12 protein-coding genes are annotated in these 20,121 nt (G+C 40.4%); 6 read left to right on the top strand and 6 right to left on the bottom strand.

Features of this window, described 5'->3' with window-relative positions; all coding sequences use genetic code 11:
- Nucleotides 1-121: 121 nt before the first annotated feature.
- Complete coding sequence (locus ACMZOO_RS09135; RefSeq protein WP_440903068.1) at nucleotides 122-2,119, top strand: glycosyl hydrolase 53 family protein; 1,998 nt, start codon at nucleotides 122-124, stop codon at nucleotides 2,117-2,119.
- 70 nt (nucleotides 2,120-2,189) lie between these two features.
- Here ACMZOO_RS09135 and ACMZOO_RS09130 read toward each other — a convergent pair whose 3' ends face one another.
- A complete protein-coding gene (locus ACMZOO_RS09130) occupies nucleotides 2,190-4,376 on the bottom strand; it encodes an OsmC domain/YcaO domain-containing protein (protein WP_440903067.1) in 2,187 nt (728 codons plus the stop codon).
- A gap of 121 nt (nucleotides 4,377-4,497) precedes the next feature.
- On the opposite strand from ACMZOO_RS09130, the gene ACMZOO_RS09125 reads away from it, so the two are divergent.
- A complete protein-coding gene (locus tag ACMZOO_RS09125) occupies nucleotides 4,498-4,845 on the top strand; it encodes an FKBP-type peptidyl-prolyl cis-trans isomerase (protein WP_440903066.1) in 348 nt (115 codons plus the stop codon).
- A gap of 286 nt (nucleotides 4,846-5,131) precedes the next feature.
- Nucleotides 5,132-5,575: an energy transducer TonB gene (locus ACMZOO_RS09120; RefSeq protein WP_440903065.1), complete on the top strand. Its 444-nt coding sequence runs from the start codon at nucleotides 5,132-5,134 to the stop codon at nucleotides 5,573-5,575.
- Nucleotides 5,576-6,282: 707 nt separating this feature from the next.
- Here ACMZOO_RS09120 and ACMZOO_RS09115 read toward each other — a convergent pair.
- The 4 genes from ACMZOO_RS09115 to ACMZOO_RS09100 form a co-directional block, all read right to left on the bottom strand.
- Entirely contained in the window at nucleotides 6,283-6,762 is a 480-nt protein-coding gene (locus tag ACMZOO_RS09115) for a hypothetical protein (RefSeq protein ID WP_440903064.1), read from the bottom strand.
- An 11-nt stretch (nucleotides 6,763-6,773) separates the two neighbouring features.
- Nucleotides 6,774-9,923, bottom strand: coding sequence for an efflux RND transporter permease subunit (locus tag ACMZOO_RS09110; RefSeq protein ID WP_440903063.1), 3,150 nt, complete (start codon nucleotides 9,921-9,923; stop codon nucleotides 6,774-6,776).
- Between the two features lie 11 nt (nucleotides 9,924-9,934).
- Nucleotides 9,935-11,134, bottom strand: a complete 1,200-nt coding sequence (locus tag ACMZOO_RS09105; protein ID WP_440903062.1) for an efflux RND transporter periplasmic adaptor subunit — start codon at nucleotides 11,132-11,134, stop codon at nucleotides 9,935-9,937.
- Between the two features lie 114 nt (nucleotides 11,135-11,248).
- On the bottom strand, nucleotides 11,249-12,757 hold the full coding sequence (locus ACMZOO_RS09100; protein WP_440903061.1) for a UxaA family hydrolase: 1,509 nt from the start codon (nucleotides 12,755-12,757) through the stop codon (nucleotides 11,249-11,251).
- A 161-nt stretch (nucleotides 12,758-12,918) separates the two neighbouring features.
- On the opposite strand from ACMZOO_RS09100, the gene ACMZOO_RS09095 reads away from it, so the two are divergent.
- The gene (locus ACMZOO_RS09095) at nucleotides 12,919-13,803 is read left to right on the top strand and encodes a bile acid:sodium symporter family protein (protein WP_440903060.1); all 885 of its coding nucleotides are present in this window, start codon (nucleotides 12,919-12,921) and stop codon (nucleotides 13,801-13,803) included.
- On the opposite strand, the gene ACMZOO_RS09090 is transcribed toward ACMZOO_RS09095, so the two are convergent.
- Nucleotides 13,772-15,577, bottom strand: a complete 1,806-nt coding sequence (locus ACMZOO_RS09090) for an alpha/beta hydrolase family protein (protein ID WP_440903059.1) — start codon at nucleotides 15,575-15,577, stop codon at nucleotides 13,772-13,774. The genes ACMZOO_RS09095 and ACMZOO_RS09090 overlap by 32 nt on opposite strands.
- Nucleotides 15,578-15,930: 353 nt before the next feature.
- On the opposite strand from ACMZOO_RS09090, the gene ACMZOO_RS09085 reads away from it, so the two are divergent.
- Nucleotides 15,931-16,692, top strand: a complete 762-nt coding sequence (locus ACMZOO_RS09085) for a 3-keto-disaccharide hydrolase (RefSeq protein ID WP_440903058.1) — start codon at nucleotides 15,931-15,933, stop codon at nucleotides 16,690-16,692.
- Nucleotides 16,689-20,120: a family 16 glycoside hydrolase gene (locus tag ACMZOO_RS09080; RefSeq protein ID WP_440903057.1), complete on the top strand. Its 3,432-nt coding sequence runs from the start codon at nucleotides 16,689-16,691 to the stop codon at nucleotides 20,118-20,120. Before ACMZOO_RS09085 ends, ACMZOO_RS09080 begins: the two co-directional genes overlap by 4 nt.
- Nucleotide 20,121: the final 1 nt, after the last annotated feature.

Below are 20,121 nucleotides of genomic sequence, written 5' to 3'. Positions count from 1 at the left end.
CCATTAGGTTAAGAATTATTGTTAATTTTTTGTACAGTTAATTGACAGTTATTAACCTTGGTGCAATACTTTGCCTTTGTTGGGTAAATGTTTACCCTTTTGCTTGGGGAGCGAAATTAAAATGCAATTAGTATCTGAAAAACAAGGAACAACGCAGTTATTACAAGGATGGTTGGCAAAATCTGTGCGCAGTGTATTGGCGGTTACTGCGGTTTCATTGGTGGTGGGATGTGGCTTAGATATCCAAACTGAGGAAAACGATAAACCTGATGCACCAGATAATGGTGGCAATACACCTGTATTAACTTCGTCTATTTATGTTAATCCTGTGGATATTGACGATAGTTTTATCAAAGGTGTTGATATTTCTACTGTGCAGCAGGTAGAGCAAGCCGGCGGCAAGTTTTATAACCAGGATGGCATTGAGCAAGACGTTTTCAGCATCTTGGCGGAGCACCAAGTAAACTGGGTGCGTTTGCGTGTTTGGAATGATATCAATGATGTTTATTGGTCAGCTGATGTCAACGGCGGCCAAGCTGTTTCTGGGCCAATTGGTGGTGGCAATAATGATCTGGCAACCGCTATTGCTTTGGCTAAACGCGCTAAAGCTGAAGGATTAAAAGTTTTACTCGACTTTCACTACAGCGATTTCTGGGCTCATCCGGGTCAACAATATATGCCAAAAGCTTGGTTGAATTTATCAACCGCAGAAGTTGAAACTGCTTTATATGATTTCACCTACGACAGCCTAATGGCGATGCATGCTGATGGTGTGTTTCCGGATATGGTGCAAATTGGTAATGAAATTAATACCGGTTTAGTTGCGCCACAAGGCAATGGTGTGACATCTGCGGCAGCAATTGCATTGTTAAAACAAGGCATTCAAGCTGTGCGTGATGCAGAGGTACAAGCTAATGCTTCTGCTGAAATTATGTTGCATTTAACTGAACCACAAAAAACTGATTTCGTGGCATCTGTGTATGCAGCTTTTGATAATCAACAGCTGGATTACGACATTATTGGTTTATCTTATTATCCATATTGGCATGGTACGTTAGATCAACTACAAACAGCTATGGATAGGCTTGCTAACGAGCGTAATAAGCCAGTTGTTATCGTTGAAACCGCGTATGCATTTACTACAGACGCAGGGCCTGATGGCGGCAGTAATATCTTTGGCAATGCCGATGTTGAAAAAGTTGGTTATAACGCTAGTGTACAAGGCCAAGCTTCGTTTGTACGCGATCTAATTGAGCGTATTGCAGATGTGCCAAATGATCTAGGTGCAGGTGTATTTTATTGGGAACCAACTTGGTTAGGTGTGAGTGGCGCTGGCTGGATTTCTGGTCAAACCAATGGCTGGGAAAACCAAGCAATGTTTGATTATTCAGGCAAAGTGCTAGATTCACTCGATGTTTTTTGGTTAGTGTCTGAAACGGCTGATATGCAACCTATGGCGGTTGACTCAGTTGCACCTATAGATTTAACCCTAGATGCAGGGCAAACCACTTTTACTTTGCCTACTGTTATTCGTCTTATCTACAACACAGGTCAATTTGACAATGTTGATGTAACTTGGGGTGATACTAGTTCAATAGATACAAGTGCCAGTGCTGACTATCAAATAGAAGCGTTTTTAGCCGATGGTTCAAGTGTTACTGTAGCTGTTAGTGTATTGGTGAAAAAACAAAACGTGTTGTTAGACAGCAGTTTTGAGTCAGGTAGTTATAGCCAATGGGTTTTGGCAGGTGATAGCATTTTTACTATCAGTGATGATGCAAACGCCGCGTTAACCGGTCAATACACTTTAAACTATTGGTTAGACCAAGACTTTAAAACCACATTAACGCAAAACTTAACTGGCCTAGATAATGGTAAATACTTGTTAAGTGCTGCGATTATGGGTGAGAGCAAAGGCGCAACTGCGAGCAAAATAATGGTTACCTCTGGCACTAATACTGCGGAAGTTGCGTTAACAACCAGTGGTTGGTTAAATTGGGCTACTTTTACCACTGAAGTTGAAGTGGTCAATGGCCAAGCTGACATTGTATTGTCGTTAGATGAAATTGCCCAATCTTGGGGTTACATTGACGATATTACTTTCACGCCAATGTTTTAATTTGGCGGCTATTTTAGGGGGATTTTTGGGCGCTATATTTTTTAGACAATATAGCGCCTAGATTTGAATGTTATAACCCCGCCGCTTTTTTGCGTGCGTTGTGTAATTTTTTGTAACTGTCGATTAAACGTTGATGTCTGTCTAGTCCTTCAAGTTTCATACTGGTTGGAGTTAAACCATAAAACTTAACTTCGCCATTAATTGAGCCAACTACATTTTCCATGACTTCGTCACCAAACATACGCTTGAAGTTAAAGATAAAATCATCTAACTCTAGTTCTTCATCTAAGGTTACTTCTAAAGCAGCGCTGACCGCTTGGTAAAATAAAGTACGTTCAACTGTGTTGTCGTTGTATTGTAAAAACTCACCAACTAACTCGATAGCTTGTTCAAGCTCACCAACCGCAAGGCAAATTAGAATTTTTAGCTCAAGTATGGTCAACTGACCCCACACTGTGTTTTCGTCAAACTCAATACCAATCAGGGTGATAATATCGATATAGTTATCTAGCTGGCTGTCTTCTAAGCGCTCATATAAATCAACTAACTGATCGTCCGACAGCTTGTGGATATTTAAAATATCTTCGCGGTATTGCAGCGCTTTGTTGGTATTGTCCCAAATTAAATCTTCAACTGGGTACACTTCTGAATAATCCGGCACTAGGATGCGGCAAGCACTTGCGCCAAGGTGTTCGAACTTAGCCACATAAGCTTCTTTACCTAAATCGGCTAAAATACCGAATAAGGTTTCGCACTCTTGTTCATTGTCGCCAGAGAAATCCCACTCAACAAAATCATATTCAGATTTGCTGCTAAAGAAGCGCCACGAAATAACCCCGGTTGAGTCGATAAAATGTTCAACAAAGTTTTCCGGCTCAGAAACCGCCATGCTGTTAAAGGTAGGTTTTGGAATATCATTTAAGCCTTCAAAACTGCGGCCTTGTAATAACTCAGTTAAGCTGCGCTCTAGTGCCACTTCAAAACTTGGGTGCGCACCAAATGAGGCAAATACGCCACCGGTTTTAGGGTTCATTATGGTGACGCACATTACAGGGAATTGACCACCTAAAGATGCATCTTTCACTAATACTGGGAAACCTTGTTGCTCTAAGCCTTCAATACCGGCAACTATGCTTGGATATTTGGCGAGTACTTCTTTTGGTACGTCTGGTAAAACAATCTCTTGTTCGATAATTTGGCGTTTTACCGCGCGCTCAAATATTTCAGATAAACACTGAACCTGCGCTTCAAAAATATTGTTACCCGCGCTCATGCCATTGCTTAAAAACAGGTTTTCAATAATGTTTGATGGAATATAAACAGTTTCACCATCGCTGTGGCGTGTGTATGGAATACAACAAATACCACGTTCAATATTACCTGAGTTGGTGTCGATTAAATGCGAACCTTGCAGTTCACCATCAGGATTAAAAATATCTAAACAGTAGTCGTCTAACATGCCTGCTGGCAGTGAGTCGTCTTCGGTTAACTCAAACCATTTTTCATTAGGGTAATGCACAAACTCAGCATTGGCTATGTCTTCACCCAAAAACTGATCATTGTAGAAAAAATTACAATTTAAGCGTTCAATAAACTCGCCTAATGCGCTACACAATGCACTTTCTTTGCTTGAGCCTTTACCATTGGTAAAACACATAGGTGACGCTGCATCACGAATATGCAGTGACCAAACATTTGGCACTATATTACGCCATGAAGAAACCTCAATTTTCATGCCTAAATCAGCCAGTTGCTGAGTCATATTGGCTATGGTTTTTTCTAGTGGTAAATCTTTACCAACAATAAAGGTTTGATTATTTTCATCTGTATCAACCATTATCATGGCTGAAGCGTCTTGCGCTAAACTTTCCACCGCTTCAACAATAAATTCTGGGCCTGTTTGCACTACTTTTTTTACTGTGCAGCGGTCGATTGAGCGCAAAATACCTATGCGATCTTTTTCTGAAATGCTTTCTGGAAGTTCTATTTGAATTTTAAACTGCTGCTTGTAGCGGTTTTCTGGGTCAACAATATTGTTGTGCGCTAAACGAATATTGTCGGTTGGAATATCACGCGCTAAACAATACACCTTAACAAAGTAAGCAGCACACATTGCTGATGATGCTAAAAAATAATCGAATGGACCCGGCGCAGAGCCATCGCCTTTATAACGAATTGGTTGGTCGGAAATGACGGTAAAATCGTCAAATTTGGCTTCAAGGCGTAAGTTGTCTAAATAATTTACTTTAATTTCCATCAAAAATTCCAATTCACTAGGTGAGTGTTTAACATGTATCTTCAAAAAAGCTTGGGTATATTATCCAATTTTTTACAGCAGACGTCTTGGATAAATCTAATTTTTTCGCGTGGAACAGAATATGACAGATACAAAAGAACTAGAAATCACAGATATTGTGGTCGGTAACGGCAAAGAAGCGGTTAAAGGTGCATTAATTACCACTCACTATGTTGGTTATTTAAATGACGGTAGTAAATTTGATTCATCAATCGACAAAGGTCGCCCATTTCAATGTGTAATTGGCACAGGCCGAGTCATTAAAGGCTGGGATCAAGGCATATTGGGTATGAAAGTAGGTGGTAAACGTAAACTATTTGTACCATCACATTTAGCTTATGGTGAACGCAGCATGGGCGACAAATTGCCAGCTCATTCAGATTTAACCTTTGAAATTGAGTTGTTAGAAGTATTAACGCGCGACGATTAATTGCTAACTTTTAATACCCTAACTACACAGCGTTTGTCTGTTTAATCTGCGGTGTTGGTTAGATTGTAGTGTGGGTATTTACCGCTCTTCTGATTTTTCTTCGATTGTATTTTGCTTGCATTCTTGCATACGAATTCATAACCCATTTTGTAAAAATAATGTTTAACTTATGACGCATCAATGAATGTTGCCAGTTGGGTTCTTTAGTGGTTGTGCTGTGAGTTCTACAGGTTTCACTCAAACACTATTAGGCATTATACATGCAAAGTAATTAGGGAAAGGAAATATGTTTATTAATTTTAAAATGAGTTTGATCCTGTTTTTGGCTGCTTTATCTGTAACTGGATGCAATTCTACACCTGAAGAAATTTATGCTAAGGGAACCATTAAAAACAGTTCTGAGTGTTCAAGTGTTAATATAAACAGAAATATTGAAATGCCTGCTCCGCGCACACGCTCTGAGTTACCAACACCTAAGATAGCGGAGAAATTAAAAATATCAGGTTATGTGACGTTTAGTTATGATATTACTCAAGCGGGTAAAGTTGCCAATTTACAAGTGATTGAATCATATCCTGGGGATTTATTTAACGATGTATTGTTGAACACTGTAAGACAAACTTTTACTTATTATCCTGCAATGAAATCAGGTAAACCAGTTGTAAGTGAATGTCATTTTATGACTGTGGTATTCACAGACGGTGTTTTTGACAGGCTGACTGATTTTTGATTTGCGCGAATTCATACAAATTTAAAAAGGTAACTAAATGCTTGCGCTTATAATAGTCTTAGTAACATTATTTTTTCTGAGCTTGCTATTACACTTGCTCATTAGAAAAGTCGCTAAACAGATTCCTCAAGATCAGAAAATTCATTATTACCAGTCTGATAGGGTTAGAGTAAAAAACGCTGTTTATGGGAAGAGTGAGTTTTCTTCGTTAATAAGCCAATCTGATAAATCCATAATAAAATTGCTGGTTTCAGTAAGAATTATTGTTGTAATTGGCTTCATTTGGTACCTTTTTGCTGTTTGAATATGCTTTCTTGGTTTGATTCCCTTCCACTAGCCGTTATCTTGCTAGTTGGCGTGATCTTAATTGTGGTTGAATTCTTTTTAGCAAAACTACATTTCTTATCGTTAAAAGCTAAAAAATGGGTTTTATTTAATATTTGGCAAGTTTTCGGCGTTGTATTGCCGGCTTTCTGGTTACTCAGAGTTGTAGATAGTTATATTGAGCTTTGCCTGTGGTTATTATGATGGGATATTTTGCTATTGTTAAACCAACTAGACTTGGTAAGTAGTACTTATTCACAATAGCTGTAGTGTACTTTTTCCACCATTTTTAGTCGGATAAGTGATGCCCAGTAATGATCATCGCCTATCGACAAAAAATCACGGGATAGTTTGATGGAAGTGAAGCCAATTACCACAGATATTCACTTACCAAAAACAAACTTGAGTAACAATGCAAATACCCAGCAAATAACAAAAGTAACTACATAAACATATTTGTTGGGCGGTGTATTTCCACTAGCTGCTTGGCCGACCAAAGCCACTAGTCTAGTCTTTTCGCTATACAAAATTGCCAATATCATTAGCAGCAGAGCACCATTTACATAAGGTGTGCCTTGCCAGCCTAGTGATATTGGAATGATGGTTATGCACAAGTGCATGGGTAACAACATTAGCGCTGCTATTAATCTAAATCGATTAAAAAACAGCAGAAACCCAACCAGTATTTGCGCCCCAGCAATAAAATACCCAAACAAAGCTAACTGGTACTTACCCAGCTCTTCTATCAACCATACTGGACCGATTATGTGTGGGAAACTATGGAATAACTTGCTCATACCTGCAGAGAAATAGATCACTGCCAGCAATACTTGGAAGCTTGTTAGCGCTAATTTAAATACCATTTGGGCAATTTTTATTCTTGATCTAACTGTTGTTTTTGTGCAGCAAGTTGCTGCGACAATAGCGAAAATAGCCCTTTAACCCAGTTGCTAAACTTATGACTTTGCCAATATAAAGTTGGCACAAATATCAAAGTCACCACTGAGGCAAACAATACCCCAAATGATAAAGCGACTACCATAGGGATTAAAAACTGTGCTTGGTTGCTCTTTTCGAACAGAATAGGTAATAAACCGACAAAGGTGGTGAGTGAGGTTAAGACAATAGCGCGGAATCTATCGACGCCTGCTTGCACTACTGCGTGTTTAACATCCACTCCTTGCTCAACTAGATCTTTGAGCCTTGAGAGTAAAACTAAGTTGTCGTTTACCACAACACCAGCGCAGGCTAAAAAGCCAAAAAATGACATCATGCTGATATCTAAATCTAGTAATAAATGCCCCCAAACTGCGCCCATAAAACCAAAAGGTACTGCGGTTAATACTAATAACGGTTCCCAATATGAGCGGAATACTATCGCCATCAACGCATAAGCAATTGCTAGCGCCACCAACAAGTTAACTTGCAAACCTTGGGTAAAAGCTTGTTGTGCGCGTAAGTTACCGTCGGTACTTAAATTTAACCCTATATGTTTGAGTTGCCATTGCGCTAAATTATCGCTGAGCATTTGTTCTACAGTAGCATTGGCATCATAGCCTTCTTGGATATCTGCGGTTATTTCGATATTACGGCGTCTATCTACCCGTTCTATTTGACTAAATCCAGGAATGAGTTTCACATCCGCTACGGTTTCAATTGGTACTTCATAACCTTGTGGATTGCGAATACGCATTGAATAAATTTCATCTAAACTGCGGCGATGTGATTCTGGGAACTTGAGCATCACTCGCACGTCTTCTTTACCACGAGGAATACGCTGAACTGTTTCACCATAAATCGCTTGACGTACTTGGCGCGCTATCATGGCTAAATCTATCCCCAAAGTTTCAGCATGCGGTTTTAGCGACAGTTCAACTTCGATTTTTTCAGACTCTAAACTCGAACGAACGTTGATAACCCCAGGGTAACTGGCAAGTGTATCTGAAACGTCCGCAACAGCTGCTTGTTGGCTAGTTAAGTCATTGGCGGCAATATTCATATTTAAGAAAATATCTGATTGTTCACCACCAAAACTAAAGGCTAAAGAATAACTTTTTGCCTCTGGCAATGGGCCTATCATATCTTGGAGTTTTTTCGAAATATCCTGTACTGGCAAAATGCGAATTTCCGGCATGGATAAACCAACAAATACATTGGCATTGCCGGTACGAGCATTGGTTTTTATTTCAGTTACAAAAGGCACATTGTCGTTAGCAGCGAGCATTTCTTGGTCTTCACTCAGTAGTTGAACTTTGCCTTCAATATAATTGGCGATGCGCAATGCTTCGCTGTAAGGCGCAGCTTCAGGCAAGCTAACATTAACGGAAATAAAGGTTTGCGGAATATTTGGGAAGAAGCTGGTGTTTAGCCAACCACCAATAAAAGTGGCGACACTAAGTGCACAGGCTAAAACAAAGGCAACCAAAGTCGCACCACTTTGTTCAACCATGCCCGCAAGCTTTTTGCCATAAGTATTTTGCGCAAACTGCTCCATTTTATCTGCAAGCATTTGGCGCTTATTTTGTAATGTCGCCAACAATACAAATTTAGATTGTTTTTCTGGTTTTAAATGGGCTAAATGCGCCGGCAGAATCAATAAACATTCAACCAAGGAGAAAATTAAACTCAAGGCCACTACAAAGAAAATTGAGTGAGTAAAGGGCTCAACATCCATTGGCACAAATAACATGGGGGCGAATAAAATAATCGTGGTTAATACCGCCAATACCACAGGTTTTAATACTAATTGGCTACCAATAATAGCGCTGTCTAAACGGTTTTGTAGTTGTTTCTTTTGTTGGCTATAAACAGCTTCGCCGACTACAATAGCATCATCAACTACAATACCAAGCACTACTAAAAAGGCGAACATAGAAAACATGTTCACTGTGACATCAAAGTAGGTTAATAACCAAATTGCACCCGCAAAAGCTGTGGCAATACCAATACATACCCATAAAGCCAAGGCTGGACGTAGAAACAAAACTAAAATGATAAAAACCAGTACTAGGCCGCCGAGCGCATTATCGGTTAATAAATTTAAGCGGCTGTCGAATAGCTCTTTCATTTCATAATTGATGTCTATTTGCATACCCGAAGGTAGGTTTTTATTTAATTCTAATAAATAGTTACGAGCGTTTTCTGTACCGGCAAAGAGGTCTGGATCGTCACTGATCATCACACGAAAATCGACTGCTTTTATGCCATTAAATTTAACCGACGAGTCATCTTCGGTGAAACCATCGTCAATTTGCGCAATATCACCTAAGAGAATTTCTCTACCTTGTGCGTCCGACATAATAACAATTTGCGCAAAATCGGCAGCGTTATACGCTTGGTTACGCGTTTGAATTTGAATATTGCCAACAGAAGATTTAATTGTGCCTGCTGGTAAATTAAGGGATGCGTTGCGAATGGCTGTGGCGATTTGGTCAAAAGTTAAATTGTATTTTCTAAGTTGATATTCAGACAGCTCGATACTGACTTCATCGGCTTTAGTGCCTGAATAATTAACAGTTGAAACCCCTTCTAATAATGCCATTTCATCGGCTATTTGCTGCGCTTTGGCTTTCATTAATTTATCGTCAGCATCACCCGATAAGGTAAAAAACATCAGCGGCACGCGGTAAATACGCTGGCTGATGATCGGCCGTTCGGTATTACCGGGAAAGGTATTGATTGCATCAACTCTAAGTTTTATATCCGCTAAAGCTTCTTTGATTGGATAACCTTCAACTATCTCAACTGAAACATTAGCGCTACCGTTTCTCGCAGCCGAGCGTATCTGAAAGATACCGGGTAAATCGGCAATGGCTTCTTCGATACGGGTAACTATTTGTTGTTCAACTTCTCTGGGGCCTGCACCCAAATACGCCATATTTATGTTGACTACATTGGTTTCGGTCGATGGAAATACTTCTTTCTCGACTTCTTCTATCCCATAAATACCACCGAGGAATATGGTTAACATGAGTAAGTTGGCGGCAACTGAGTTACGTGCAAACCAAGCGATTAATCCATTCATTTGTTTTGCCTCTAGTTAGCGTCAGTTAGTTGCGCTGTAGCTGGTGTTTCAGCTTGGGTAGTGACGTCTGTCCCGGGTGAGAGAAAACCGAGTTTATTGATAATAACTTGGCTGCCATTAGCTATTTGTTGTGCTGTTATCCACACTGTGTCGGTTGATTTAGCAATTACTTCAACTTGCTGTTGCAGTACTTTACTGTTGTCATCTACTAGATAAATTTGGTTGCGTTTAAACAAGGCTTGTTTTGGAAGTTGAATTAGCTGCTCTATTGGTTTACTGGTTATTTTGCCGTTAACAAACATGCCAACCAAAATAGGTAAACCTTGTTGCGATATTTGTTGGCTTTGTTCTAAAGTGACAATTAAATCTAACATGCGCGTATTGTTATCTAAACGAGCACCAATACGTTCTATTTGGCCAAACCAGAGGTGTTGCTGGCCTGCATAAAAGCTGGTTATTTCGACTGTTGAATTCTGCTTAGGTTGCTGTGAAAGCTGTAAGATTGATAGATCAATTAGGCCGGTTTGTTTTTCGGTTAGCGGCAACTTTATTTGCACTTTGCTGGTGTCATACACAGTTGCTAAAGTGGTTCCAGTTCCAACAAATTGACCTATACCCACTTGGATATTTTCAATTCGGCCGGTAAATGGCAAAGATATTTTAGTGCGGGTTAAATCTAGTTTAGCTTTAGTAACATTCGCTTGCGCGGCGGCGAATTTGGCTTGGGCAGCAGCGAGTTGCGGTTCACGTTTAAATAACGCATTAGCAGCTGCATTACCCAGTTCTTGCCATTGCCTTTGCGCTTCTTGTGATTGCGCTTGTTCGGTTGCAAGTTGCATTTGTGCTTCAGCTAAAGCAGATTGTGCTTGTGCTAAAGCTACTTGATAGTTACTGTCGTCTAACTCAATCAGTATTTGGTTGGCGCTAAATACGCCACCATCAGCAAAGTTGTTAGCCAATTTTACTATTTTGCCACTCACTTGCGGCATAAGCTGTGAGCTGCGTTGAGGTTCAACTGTGCCTTGGCTTTCAAGTAAAACAGTTTGTGTGGTTTTTTCTACACTAACAGTTTCAACCTGGGTTTTGACCACAGGTGTTTCTACTGGAGGTGCTGGCTGTGGTTTAGGTTTGGCGGTTGCGACAACAAAAACAATTGCCACTCCGGGGATGAGAATTTTGAGCGCGAGTGGAATTTTTGAAAAAAAGGTCATTGATTAGTTCCGGCATCATAATTGAGTTCCAGAAGTTAATTTAACATTTAATCATACTAATCTATACATTTATTACAATTACATACGTATGCAAATGTAATAAATGTATTTATCTTAAAGAGTTACACCATTTTTCCAAATACCAATTTCTCGGTTGTCATTTTTTTCGTTATTGGTTTGTTCGCCAGATGCCACGCGTAATATGTATTCAAATAGCGCGTTGGCACTGTCATCAACACTGATGCCTTTATCTAAAATTTCTCCAGCATTAAAATCTATCCAATGTGGTTTGCGCTCTGCAATACCTGAATTACTGGATATTTTTACCGTTGGAATTGGAAAGCCAAGTGGCGTGCCACGGCCTGTAGTGAATAACACCATATTTGCCCCGGCAGCTGCTAACGCAGTGGAAGATACAGCATCATTACCCGGCGCTTGCAATAAGGTTAAACCTTGCTCTAAGGTGGCGATTTGGCCGTAATCTATTACTTGGTTAATGCTTGCGCGACCACCTTTTTGAATGGCACCTAGTGACTTTTCTTCTAATGTGGTTAAACCGCCAGCTTTATTTCCCGGTGATGGATTTTCGTAAACAGGCTGATTGTTGGCGATAAAGTATTGTTTAAACTCATCTACCAGTTTGACTATTTTTTCAAATATGTCTGTGCTGACAGCGCGGTTCATTAATACCTGTTCAGCACCAAACATTTCTGGTGTTTCGGTTAAAATAACTCGGCCACCATATTGAGTTAATATGTCGGTTACACGGCCAACTATCGCATTGGCAGTAATACCGCTAAAACCGTCTGAGCCACCACACTTCATGCCTAATGCCAGTTTACTCACAGGCTGAATTGTACGTTTATCTGCCGCCATTAATTCGAGTAATTCGGCAACATAATCCACGCCAGTTTGAATTTCGTCTATAACTTCTTGTGAGTTGTAATAGCGAAATCTTGAGGTGTCTATATCCGGTAAATCAGAAATTAATTTTTTTAACTGATTGTTTTCGCAGCCCAAACCTATCATCACCACGCCGCCGGCGTTGGGGTTTTGCATCAAGCTAGATAATAAGGTTTTGGTGTTGGATAAATCGTCACCTAATTGTGAGCATCCAAATGGGTGAGTGAGTGCAATAAAATCATCTGCTTGGCCAGAATATTTTTGTTTGCAGATATCGGTGATTTTTTTCGCTGCTTGGTTTACACAACCAACCGTATTGATTATCCAAATTTCATTGCGAATACCTACTTTGCCATTGCCGCGTAAATAACCGTTAAAAGTTGGGATATTTTGCTGTGGTGGTGTAGCAACTAACTGAGCTTGATATTGATAAGTTTCAGAACCGTCGAGTTTAGTGCGCAAATTATGGCTATGTACATGCTGGCCGGCAGCTATGTCAGCAGTGGTTTGGCCAATGCTATAACCATATTTAAAAATGTCGTCACCTTGTTTGATGGACGTTAAGCTGAGTTTATGCCCTTGGCTGATATCTTCCGCTAAGGTTATTTGTGTACCTGCAATCTCTATGGTTTGGCCTTTGCTTAAAGGTGCAACCGCAACTGCAACATTGTCATTTGGATGTACTTGTACCGCTAAACTAGCAGAAGGTGAATTGTGCATAATTAAACTCTCGATTATCAGATCCTATTTAAGACCAACTTTTGTATTTTAGCACAGTATTGCTACCGGTGGCACTTGTGTTTTATCCAAGCCAAACAGGCTATTTAATAAAACCCTGACTATGCTTGTTAATAAGCTTTTATCTGTTTTTAGGTGTGTATATGCAAGCAACTGTTTTGTCGCAAGTAATTTTACCTGCTTCGTTATTTATTATTATGCTCGGCATGGGCTTGTCGCTAAAGTTAGCCGATTTTAGCCGGGTGATAACCTACCCCAAAGCCGCATTTATTGGCATTACCAGCCAAATGCTGCTGTTACCCTTGGTAGGTTACATTATGGTGATTCTGTTTGGTTTTACTGCTGAATTAGCGGTTGGCTTAATGCTACTGACTTTTTGCCCCGGTGGTGTTACCTCCAACATGTATAGTTATTTGTCGGGGGGGGATACGGCTTTGTCGATTAGCCTAACTGCTGTGGTCAGTCTAATCACACCATTTAGCATACCTTTGTTAACCGTGTGGATGATGGATATCTTTATGGCTGAATCCCAAGCCTTCTCTTTACCGCTAGGCAAAACCATAGCTCAATTGGTTGTGATCACTATAGTGCCAGTGGCGATAGGTATGTGGATACATGCTAAATGGCCAAGCTTTTCCGCTAAAGCAGACAAACCGGTAAAAGTACTGTCTTTGGTGTTTTTGTTTGTGATTATCGCCGGCATAGTCGCCAGTGAGTGGGCTAATATGGCGGACTACTTCTTATCCACAGGCTTAGCGACTGTTATTTTAAATGTTAGCACCTTGGCGCTCGGTTTTTTTATTGCCAAATGGACGGGTTTAAACAAAGCTCAGTCGATCAGTATTGGCATTGAGGTTGGTATTCAAAACGGTACGTTAGCTTTGCTGGTGGCGAATAGTATTCTGCAAAATCCGTTAATGACCACCCCAGCCATCACATATAGTTTATTGATGTTTGTCACTGGGGCTGGTTTTGGGTATTTGGTTTCGGGAGCTTCTACAAATACTGACGTAAAAAATCTTCCATAGCCTGGAAGGCTTTTAGCCTATCTAGGGCATTTGATAGATAGTGATTCGCGTCTGGCAGTGGTAAATAATTCACTTGTTTATCGGCGCTCTGCAGTGCTTGAAACATATCTTCACTTTGCTCGATTTTAACTGAGCGATCTTTGTCACCATGAATTAACAAAATAGGCGTGGTGATCTTGTCGACATATTTTAACGGTGAGTTATCCCATAATTGGTTGCGGTCTTCACCTATTTGTTTTTTTGCTATCTCGTATCCAATAAACTTTTTGTGTGATTTAACTAATTTTTCAATGTCGCTAATGCCTGCATAACTAATAGCACATTGGTATAAATCAGGTGTTTTTACTGTACCCATTAAAGCAGCATAACCACCATAACTACTGCCAACAATACAAATTTTTTGTGGGTCAGCTATGCCTTGTTTGATTAACCAGCGCGTACCGTCTTCAACATCATCTTGCATGCTTTGCCCCCAAGCTTGAATACCTTGGTGCATAAAATCGTAACCATAGCCGTACGAACCACGAAAGTTCATTTGAAATACAGCGTACCCTCTGTTGGCAAAAAACTGTGTCCAATAATCAAAGTCGTCATTATCAAAACTGATTGGGCCGCCATGCGGAAATATGACGGTTGGCAAATTTTTTTGTTTGTCGCCAAGAGGTAGTGTCAAATACGCCTCTATGTTTAACCCGTCTCGTGCTTGATAACTGAGTTGTTGTTTTTCTGCCATTAAGCTTGGTTCTAATTCATTATATTTGTTAGCGATTTTACTGAGTGAACCTGTGGTTTTATCTCCTAAAAAATAGATACCAGCATTGGTGTCTGAGGTGGAATATAAGACATAACGGTTTTCATCCAAGCTGCTGCTAATAATGCGGTTGCGTAAATTAGGCAGCGCTGAATCTAATTCTTGTTTAAAAGCTTTAGCTTGTGGATGCCAGTATGTATTGCCTTTCCCCACATAATCACCAATTTTGTTTGAATAGCGCATTTTGCCCGTTAAGTCGCGTTTGTTTGCATCTTGCACTAATTGCAATTGTTTATCATTGCTGCTTAAGTCAACTTTAAAGACGGCTAAATAACCTTGATGGTAAGCTTGTACATACAGTATGTTCGGGTTTTTGGCAAAACCCAGTGGAGTAATAACGTCTTCTGAGAATGCTTGGTACGACCATAGTTTGGTAAAATCTTTAATGGATTTGTTGTTGGCTGGGACTTGGTAAATTGTATATTCGTCTTTGTTCCTTGCTGTGGCAATGCGTACATTACCTTGTTGGTCTGTTAGCCAACCTCTAATATCTTCATATGGCATTTGCACATATTGTTCGCGCTCACCATCTTTTAGCGATATTTTTACCACTGAAGGCTCTGCGTTGTACATTCGTCCGCCAATTTCAATTAAAAAGTGGTCTGGCTCATTTGGTAATAGATCTAAAATGACTGATTGAACGTTAGGCACATAATGTAAGTCGTTCAAAAATGATGCGGATAAGGTACCTGTCATTTTTTTATTGATGACGTTTAGTTTTAATAAACGGTATTCGTTTACCAATAAACCTTTGCGCAATTGTGGATAAACAACATCTACTAATAAGTATTGATTATTGGCCCAGACTAAATCGGAGAATCTATATTCTTTGTCATCGGTAAAAGCTAGATAACTGCGTTTGTTGTTGGATAAATCGTGTAACGCTATGGCTGTACCGGATTGATTGGGTCGTTTAATCGCGACCATATAAGCGATTTTATTACCATCGGGTGAAAGTCTCACGTTCACTGCATCGGGTTTACTAGCAAAAGCTGCTGTTGGTAAAGCGTTAGTTGCTTGTACGTTGATTGAGTAGCAGCTCAGAAATAAGTTAATTGTAAGTAATAGAAAAAGTCGGCTGACTTGCATGTGTTATCCCTAATCATTGTTTTATTTGGGATTGTAGCTAGCCAATTCCGTAATTCAGAGCAATTTTCTATAACAATTGTTAATGTTGGGTAGTTGTAATACTTATGCTTGCCAAGTAGATTAAGTAAAATAATTTAAAAATAAAATAAAAGAAATTTAACAATAAACATACCAGAATAGCGGACTAACCAGCCTGACAGTTGGTCATTTTAGGAGTAAAGCCACACATGCAAACTTATAATAAATATTTATCAGCTGTTATTTTAACGGCATGCACATGCGCGACCAGTTTAGTTAACGCCAATGGCGTTGAACAACCTGCGCCAGAATGGACAGAGTATTGGGAGCCTGAACCAAGAGTTGTTACCCCTGGCCCTGTACCGTCAGATGCAATTGTTCTATTAGGCAAAGATACAGGTTTATCACAATGGCAACATAAAGAAGGTGAAGCTGCCAAATGGACTTTTGATAATGGTGTAATGACAGTCAAAGCTGGTACCAGCGGCGTCAATAGCAAACAAAAATTCTGCGACATGCAATTACATATTGAATGGCGCACCCCACCTAAAGGCAAAGAAGATTGGCAAGTAGGACAAAACTCTGGCAACAGCGGTATTTATATTCAAGGCCGCTACGAAGTTCAGGTATTAGACTCGTATCAAAATCGCACTTATTCAAATGGCCAAGCGGGGGCTGTATATAAACAAACCCCACCTTTAGTAAACGCCAGCAAACCACCTATGCAGTGGCAAACTTACGATATTATCTATCGCGCACCAAGGTTTGATTCAGAAGGCCGTATTGATCAAAAAGCGTATGTAACTGTATTGCACAACGGCGTATTGGTGCAAAACCATACACAAATCCAAGGTCCGACCGTTTACCGCGGATACCCTAGATATAGCGAAGCACATGGTTGTGAATCTATTCATTTACAAGATCATGGCAACCCCGTGAGTTATCGGAATATTTGGGTAAGGCCACTATGAATGCGTATTTAAATAAATACTTATTTGTACTTGCTGCACTACAGGGATTGTTCGCTTGCTCAGAAACAGAATCACAGAATGCAACTGAGCAGCAGGCTGCAGTAGCTGGACAAACGAGCCAGCTCAAGTTTGAAGGTATTGATTTTAGTTTGGCGGATGAATGGCATCAGGTAAAAGAAGTTGAGCTGAATGCCACCCAACAAGCTTTTGTTCCACAACAGGGAACAGGCGTGTTGGTGAATATCTCTAGCCAAGGCAATGATCACCCTGCAAGTAAATTGATCACAGCACAAGAGTTTAGCGACTTTCAGTTAGAATTTGACTTTAAACTAGCGAAAAATACTTGGTCAGGTGTTTATTTACTTGGGCGTTATCGAATTAATTTAAATGACGCTTATGGCAAAACTGAACTGTGGAATGGTGCTATGGGTGGATTACACCCAAGGTTTGACGACGACAGAGAGTGGAAACACTACGATGGTGTAGTTGCTAAAGCCAACCCGAGTCAACCAATTGAGCAATGGCAACATTTAAGCATAGAATTTCGTGCACCTAGGTTTGATCAACATGGTTTAAAAACCGCTTATGCTGAGTTGATGCAAGTTAAGTTTAACGGTGTAACTATCCACCAAAACCAAATAGCAACAGGCCCGGGCCAAGGCGCGTTAGCGCAAAACGAAGTTAGCAAAGGGCCAGTGGTCTTTTTAGGTGATGCCGGACCATTGGCGCTGCGCAATATTAAAATTACTCCACGTGATTTTAGCGATTATTCGCCAAAAGTTGCTGTGGCTAAAGAACACCAAGCGCCACTAGACGATACGCTTGGCAAACCTATGCTCAACTTAGTTGAACTCGGCAAAAAAGCTTTTGCGGCTAAAGGTTGTAAAGAATGTCACGAAATCCAAAAAGATGCGCAATCGGTTAAAACTGGGCCAAATTTGTATGGTGTATTTAGTCCAAATATCAAACAGCATACAGTTATAAGCGCTAAAGGTGATAAAGAGCAAATAGCCGCTGATGCACAATATTTATTGGATTCTATTCGCGCTTCAACCTTGCACATTGCAACTCGCACTAAGGCTGATGGCTCTGAACAGAAATTCTTTCCAATTATGCCGTCTTATAACGCGCAGGCGATTAATCCGTTAGAAATAGATTCTTTACTTGCTTATTTACATACGCTCAACGATAAAGGCGAACAAGGTGCTGATTATGTTTGGCAAGCTCAGCCTGAAAAGCCTTATGTACTGGTTGAAGATTTAACTGCCGAACTAGTTAGCGACCAACCAAGACTTGCACGTGTGAATATTGGTGAATATGTATCTGGCCGTGCTTACCATGTTGGTTTACCCAATCAAACTAACTATAGTTTTGACCCCAGAACTTTCGCTTTTGAAATGATTTGGTCAGGACGATTTTTAGATTTAAAACACGAAAAACAAGGCCGTGCTGATGCGCCAAGTAATATTGGCCGTGGCGCAAAATTGTGGCCGCGCGAGCATACTGCTAATTTGTTTCGACCAAAACTCGCATCGGGTGATTGGTTAGATTTTAGTTTTAAACAATCTGCTGAATTAACCAAAGATTTAGCTAAACAGTTATTGGCGGACAAAGAAGACTTCGCGGCAAAGTTGGCCAAAGTTGATGCTGAATTTGTTGGTGTGGCAACGCCAACCAAACAAATTCCAACTTTTAGCTATCGAGTTAACCAAAATTATGTCACGGTTAAATTAGACGCCGATCAAACGGGTAAAATTGCCGCTGAATTTACTTTCAATAATCACAGCGAATTGACCTTAGCGTTACCAGCTACAGGATTAAGCCAAATTCAAGTAAGTCACGGAAAAATTAGCGGTGATGTTTGGCAGATCCCTGCGGGTAAACACAAGCAAGTGACCTTCACTGCATTGGTTGCGGATGTGCCACAAGTTAAATTGGTCGACAAGAATATTCCGCCGCAAAAAAATTCACCACAACCGCTGATTTGGAGTGAGTTTAATGGTGAGGCTGTATTGCCTAGTGGATACAAAATTGAAAGTGCGCTCGATCCAAATGACTTGTTTGGCCGCCGTGTTTTGTTTGAACCATTAGGTATTGCATTTACCGACAAAGGTAGTGCTTATGTCAGTACCCGTACTGCTGGCGTTTGGAAAATTACTGACGGCAAATGGCAGCAATTTGCAGAAGGTATTTTTGATTCAATGGGCTTAGTTGTTGAAGACGAAAACCAAATTATTGTCGGTGAAAAAGCCGGTTTAACCCGTTTAATCGACAAAGATAACGACGGTTGGGCCGAACAACGTGAAGTGGTATCAGATGAATTCCGTTTCCACGCTAATTATCACGCTTATTTGCATGGGCCAGTTAAGTTATTAGATGGTAGTTTGTTATATAACCTTAACTTAGGTCATGGTATGCCGAGTGGTTATACTGCTGGTGGCATTATGGGCACAACTGGTGGATATCGTGGTTGGGCTATGCAGGTCGATAAAAACGGTATAACCAAACCTTATGCTTATGGTTTGCGCAGCCCTGCAGGTATTGCGATTAGAGACGATGGCAAAGTGTTTTATACCGACAACCAAGGTGATTATCACGGTACCTCGAAACTTTATCTGTTAGAGCAAGATAAATATTATGGGCACCCTGCGTCACTGGTCGATTTACCGGGGAAAGTACTAGGTGATGCTGCAATTGATTGGCAGCAGTTTAAAGATAAGCGTGCTTTGCCTGTGGGTTTATTACCACATGGCCGCGCAATGAACTCACCGGGCAACCCTGTATGGCAAACAGCTAAAGTTAAATTTGGCCCCTATGCTGGGCAAATGTTTGTTGGTGACCAAACTCAATCGAACATATTCCGTGTGCATATTGAAGAAGTAAATGGGGTGATGCAATCAGCGCTATTGCCGTTTATGACGGGCACAGCTTCTGGCGTAATGCGCTTAGCCTTTTCTCCCGAAGACAATAGTTTATGGATAGGACAAACTGGCCGTGGCTGGTGGGCAAAAGGTGGTAATTTAACTGCGCTGCAGCGCATAGTCTGGGATGGAAAAACCATTCCACAATCTATCCATTCAATTAATGTTACTAACAGCGGTTACAGCATTAACTTTACTCAGCCGATTAATAAAGCGCAGCAAGCAAGTTTTGCCAAATTAAAAGTGAGTTCTTGGTTTTACCAAGAAGACTTTAACTATGGCTCAGCGGAAAAAGGTTTACGCGACGAAGTGATTGGTAATTTGCAGTGGTCGAATAATGGCAAAAGTTTAACTTTTACCTTGGCTGATTTTGCTGTGGATAAAACTAAAGCTGCAATAGCGACAAATCGAGTGTATGAGTTTGATTTATCTGCAACCGATTTTAGCAAAGGCTTAGATGTGTTCCATAACAAAGCTTATTACACGTTAAATTCTGTGCCTAAATAAC

The organism is Catenovulum sp. SX2 (assembly GCF_052056295.1).
Classification (GTDB): Bacteria; Pseudomonadota; Gammaproteobacteria; order Enterobacterales; family Alteromonadaceae; genus Catenovulum.
The sequence above is the reverse complement of the archived record's forward strand: the minus strand, read 5'-3'. Positions and strand labels throughout refer to the sequence as shown.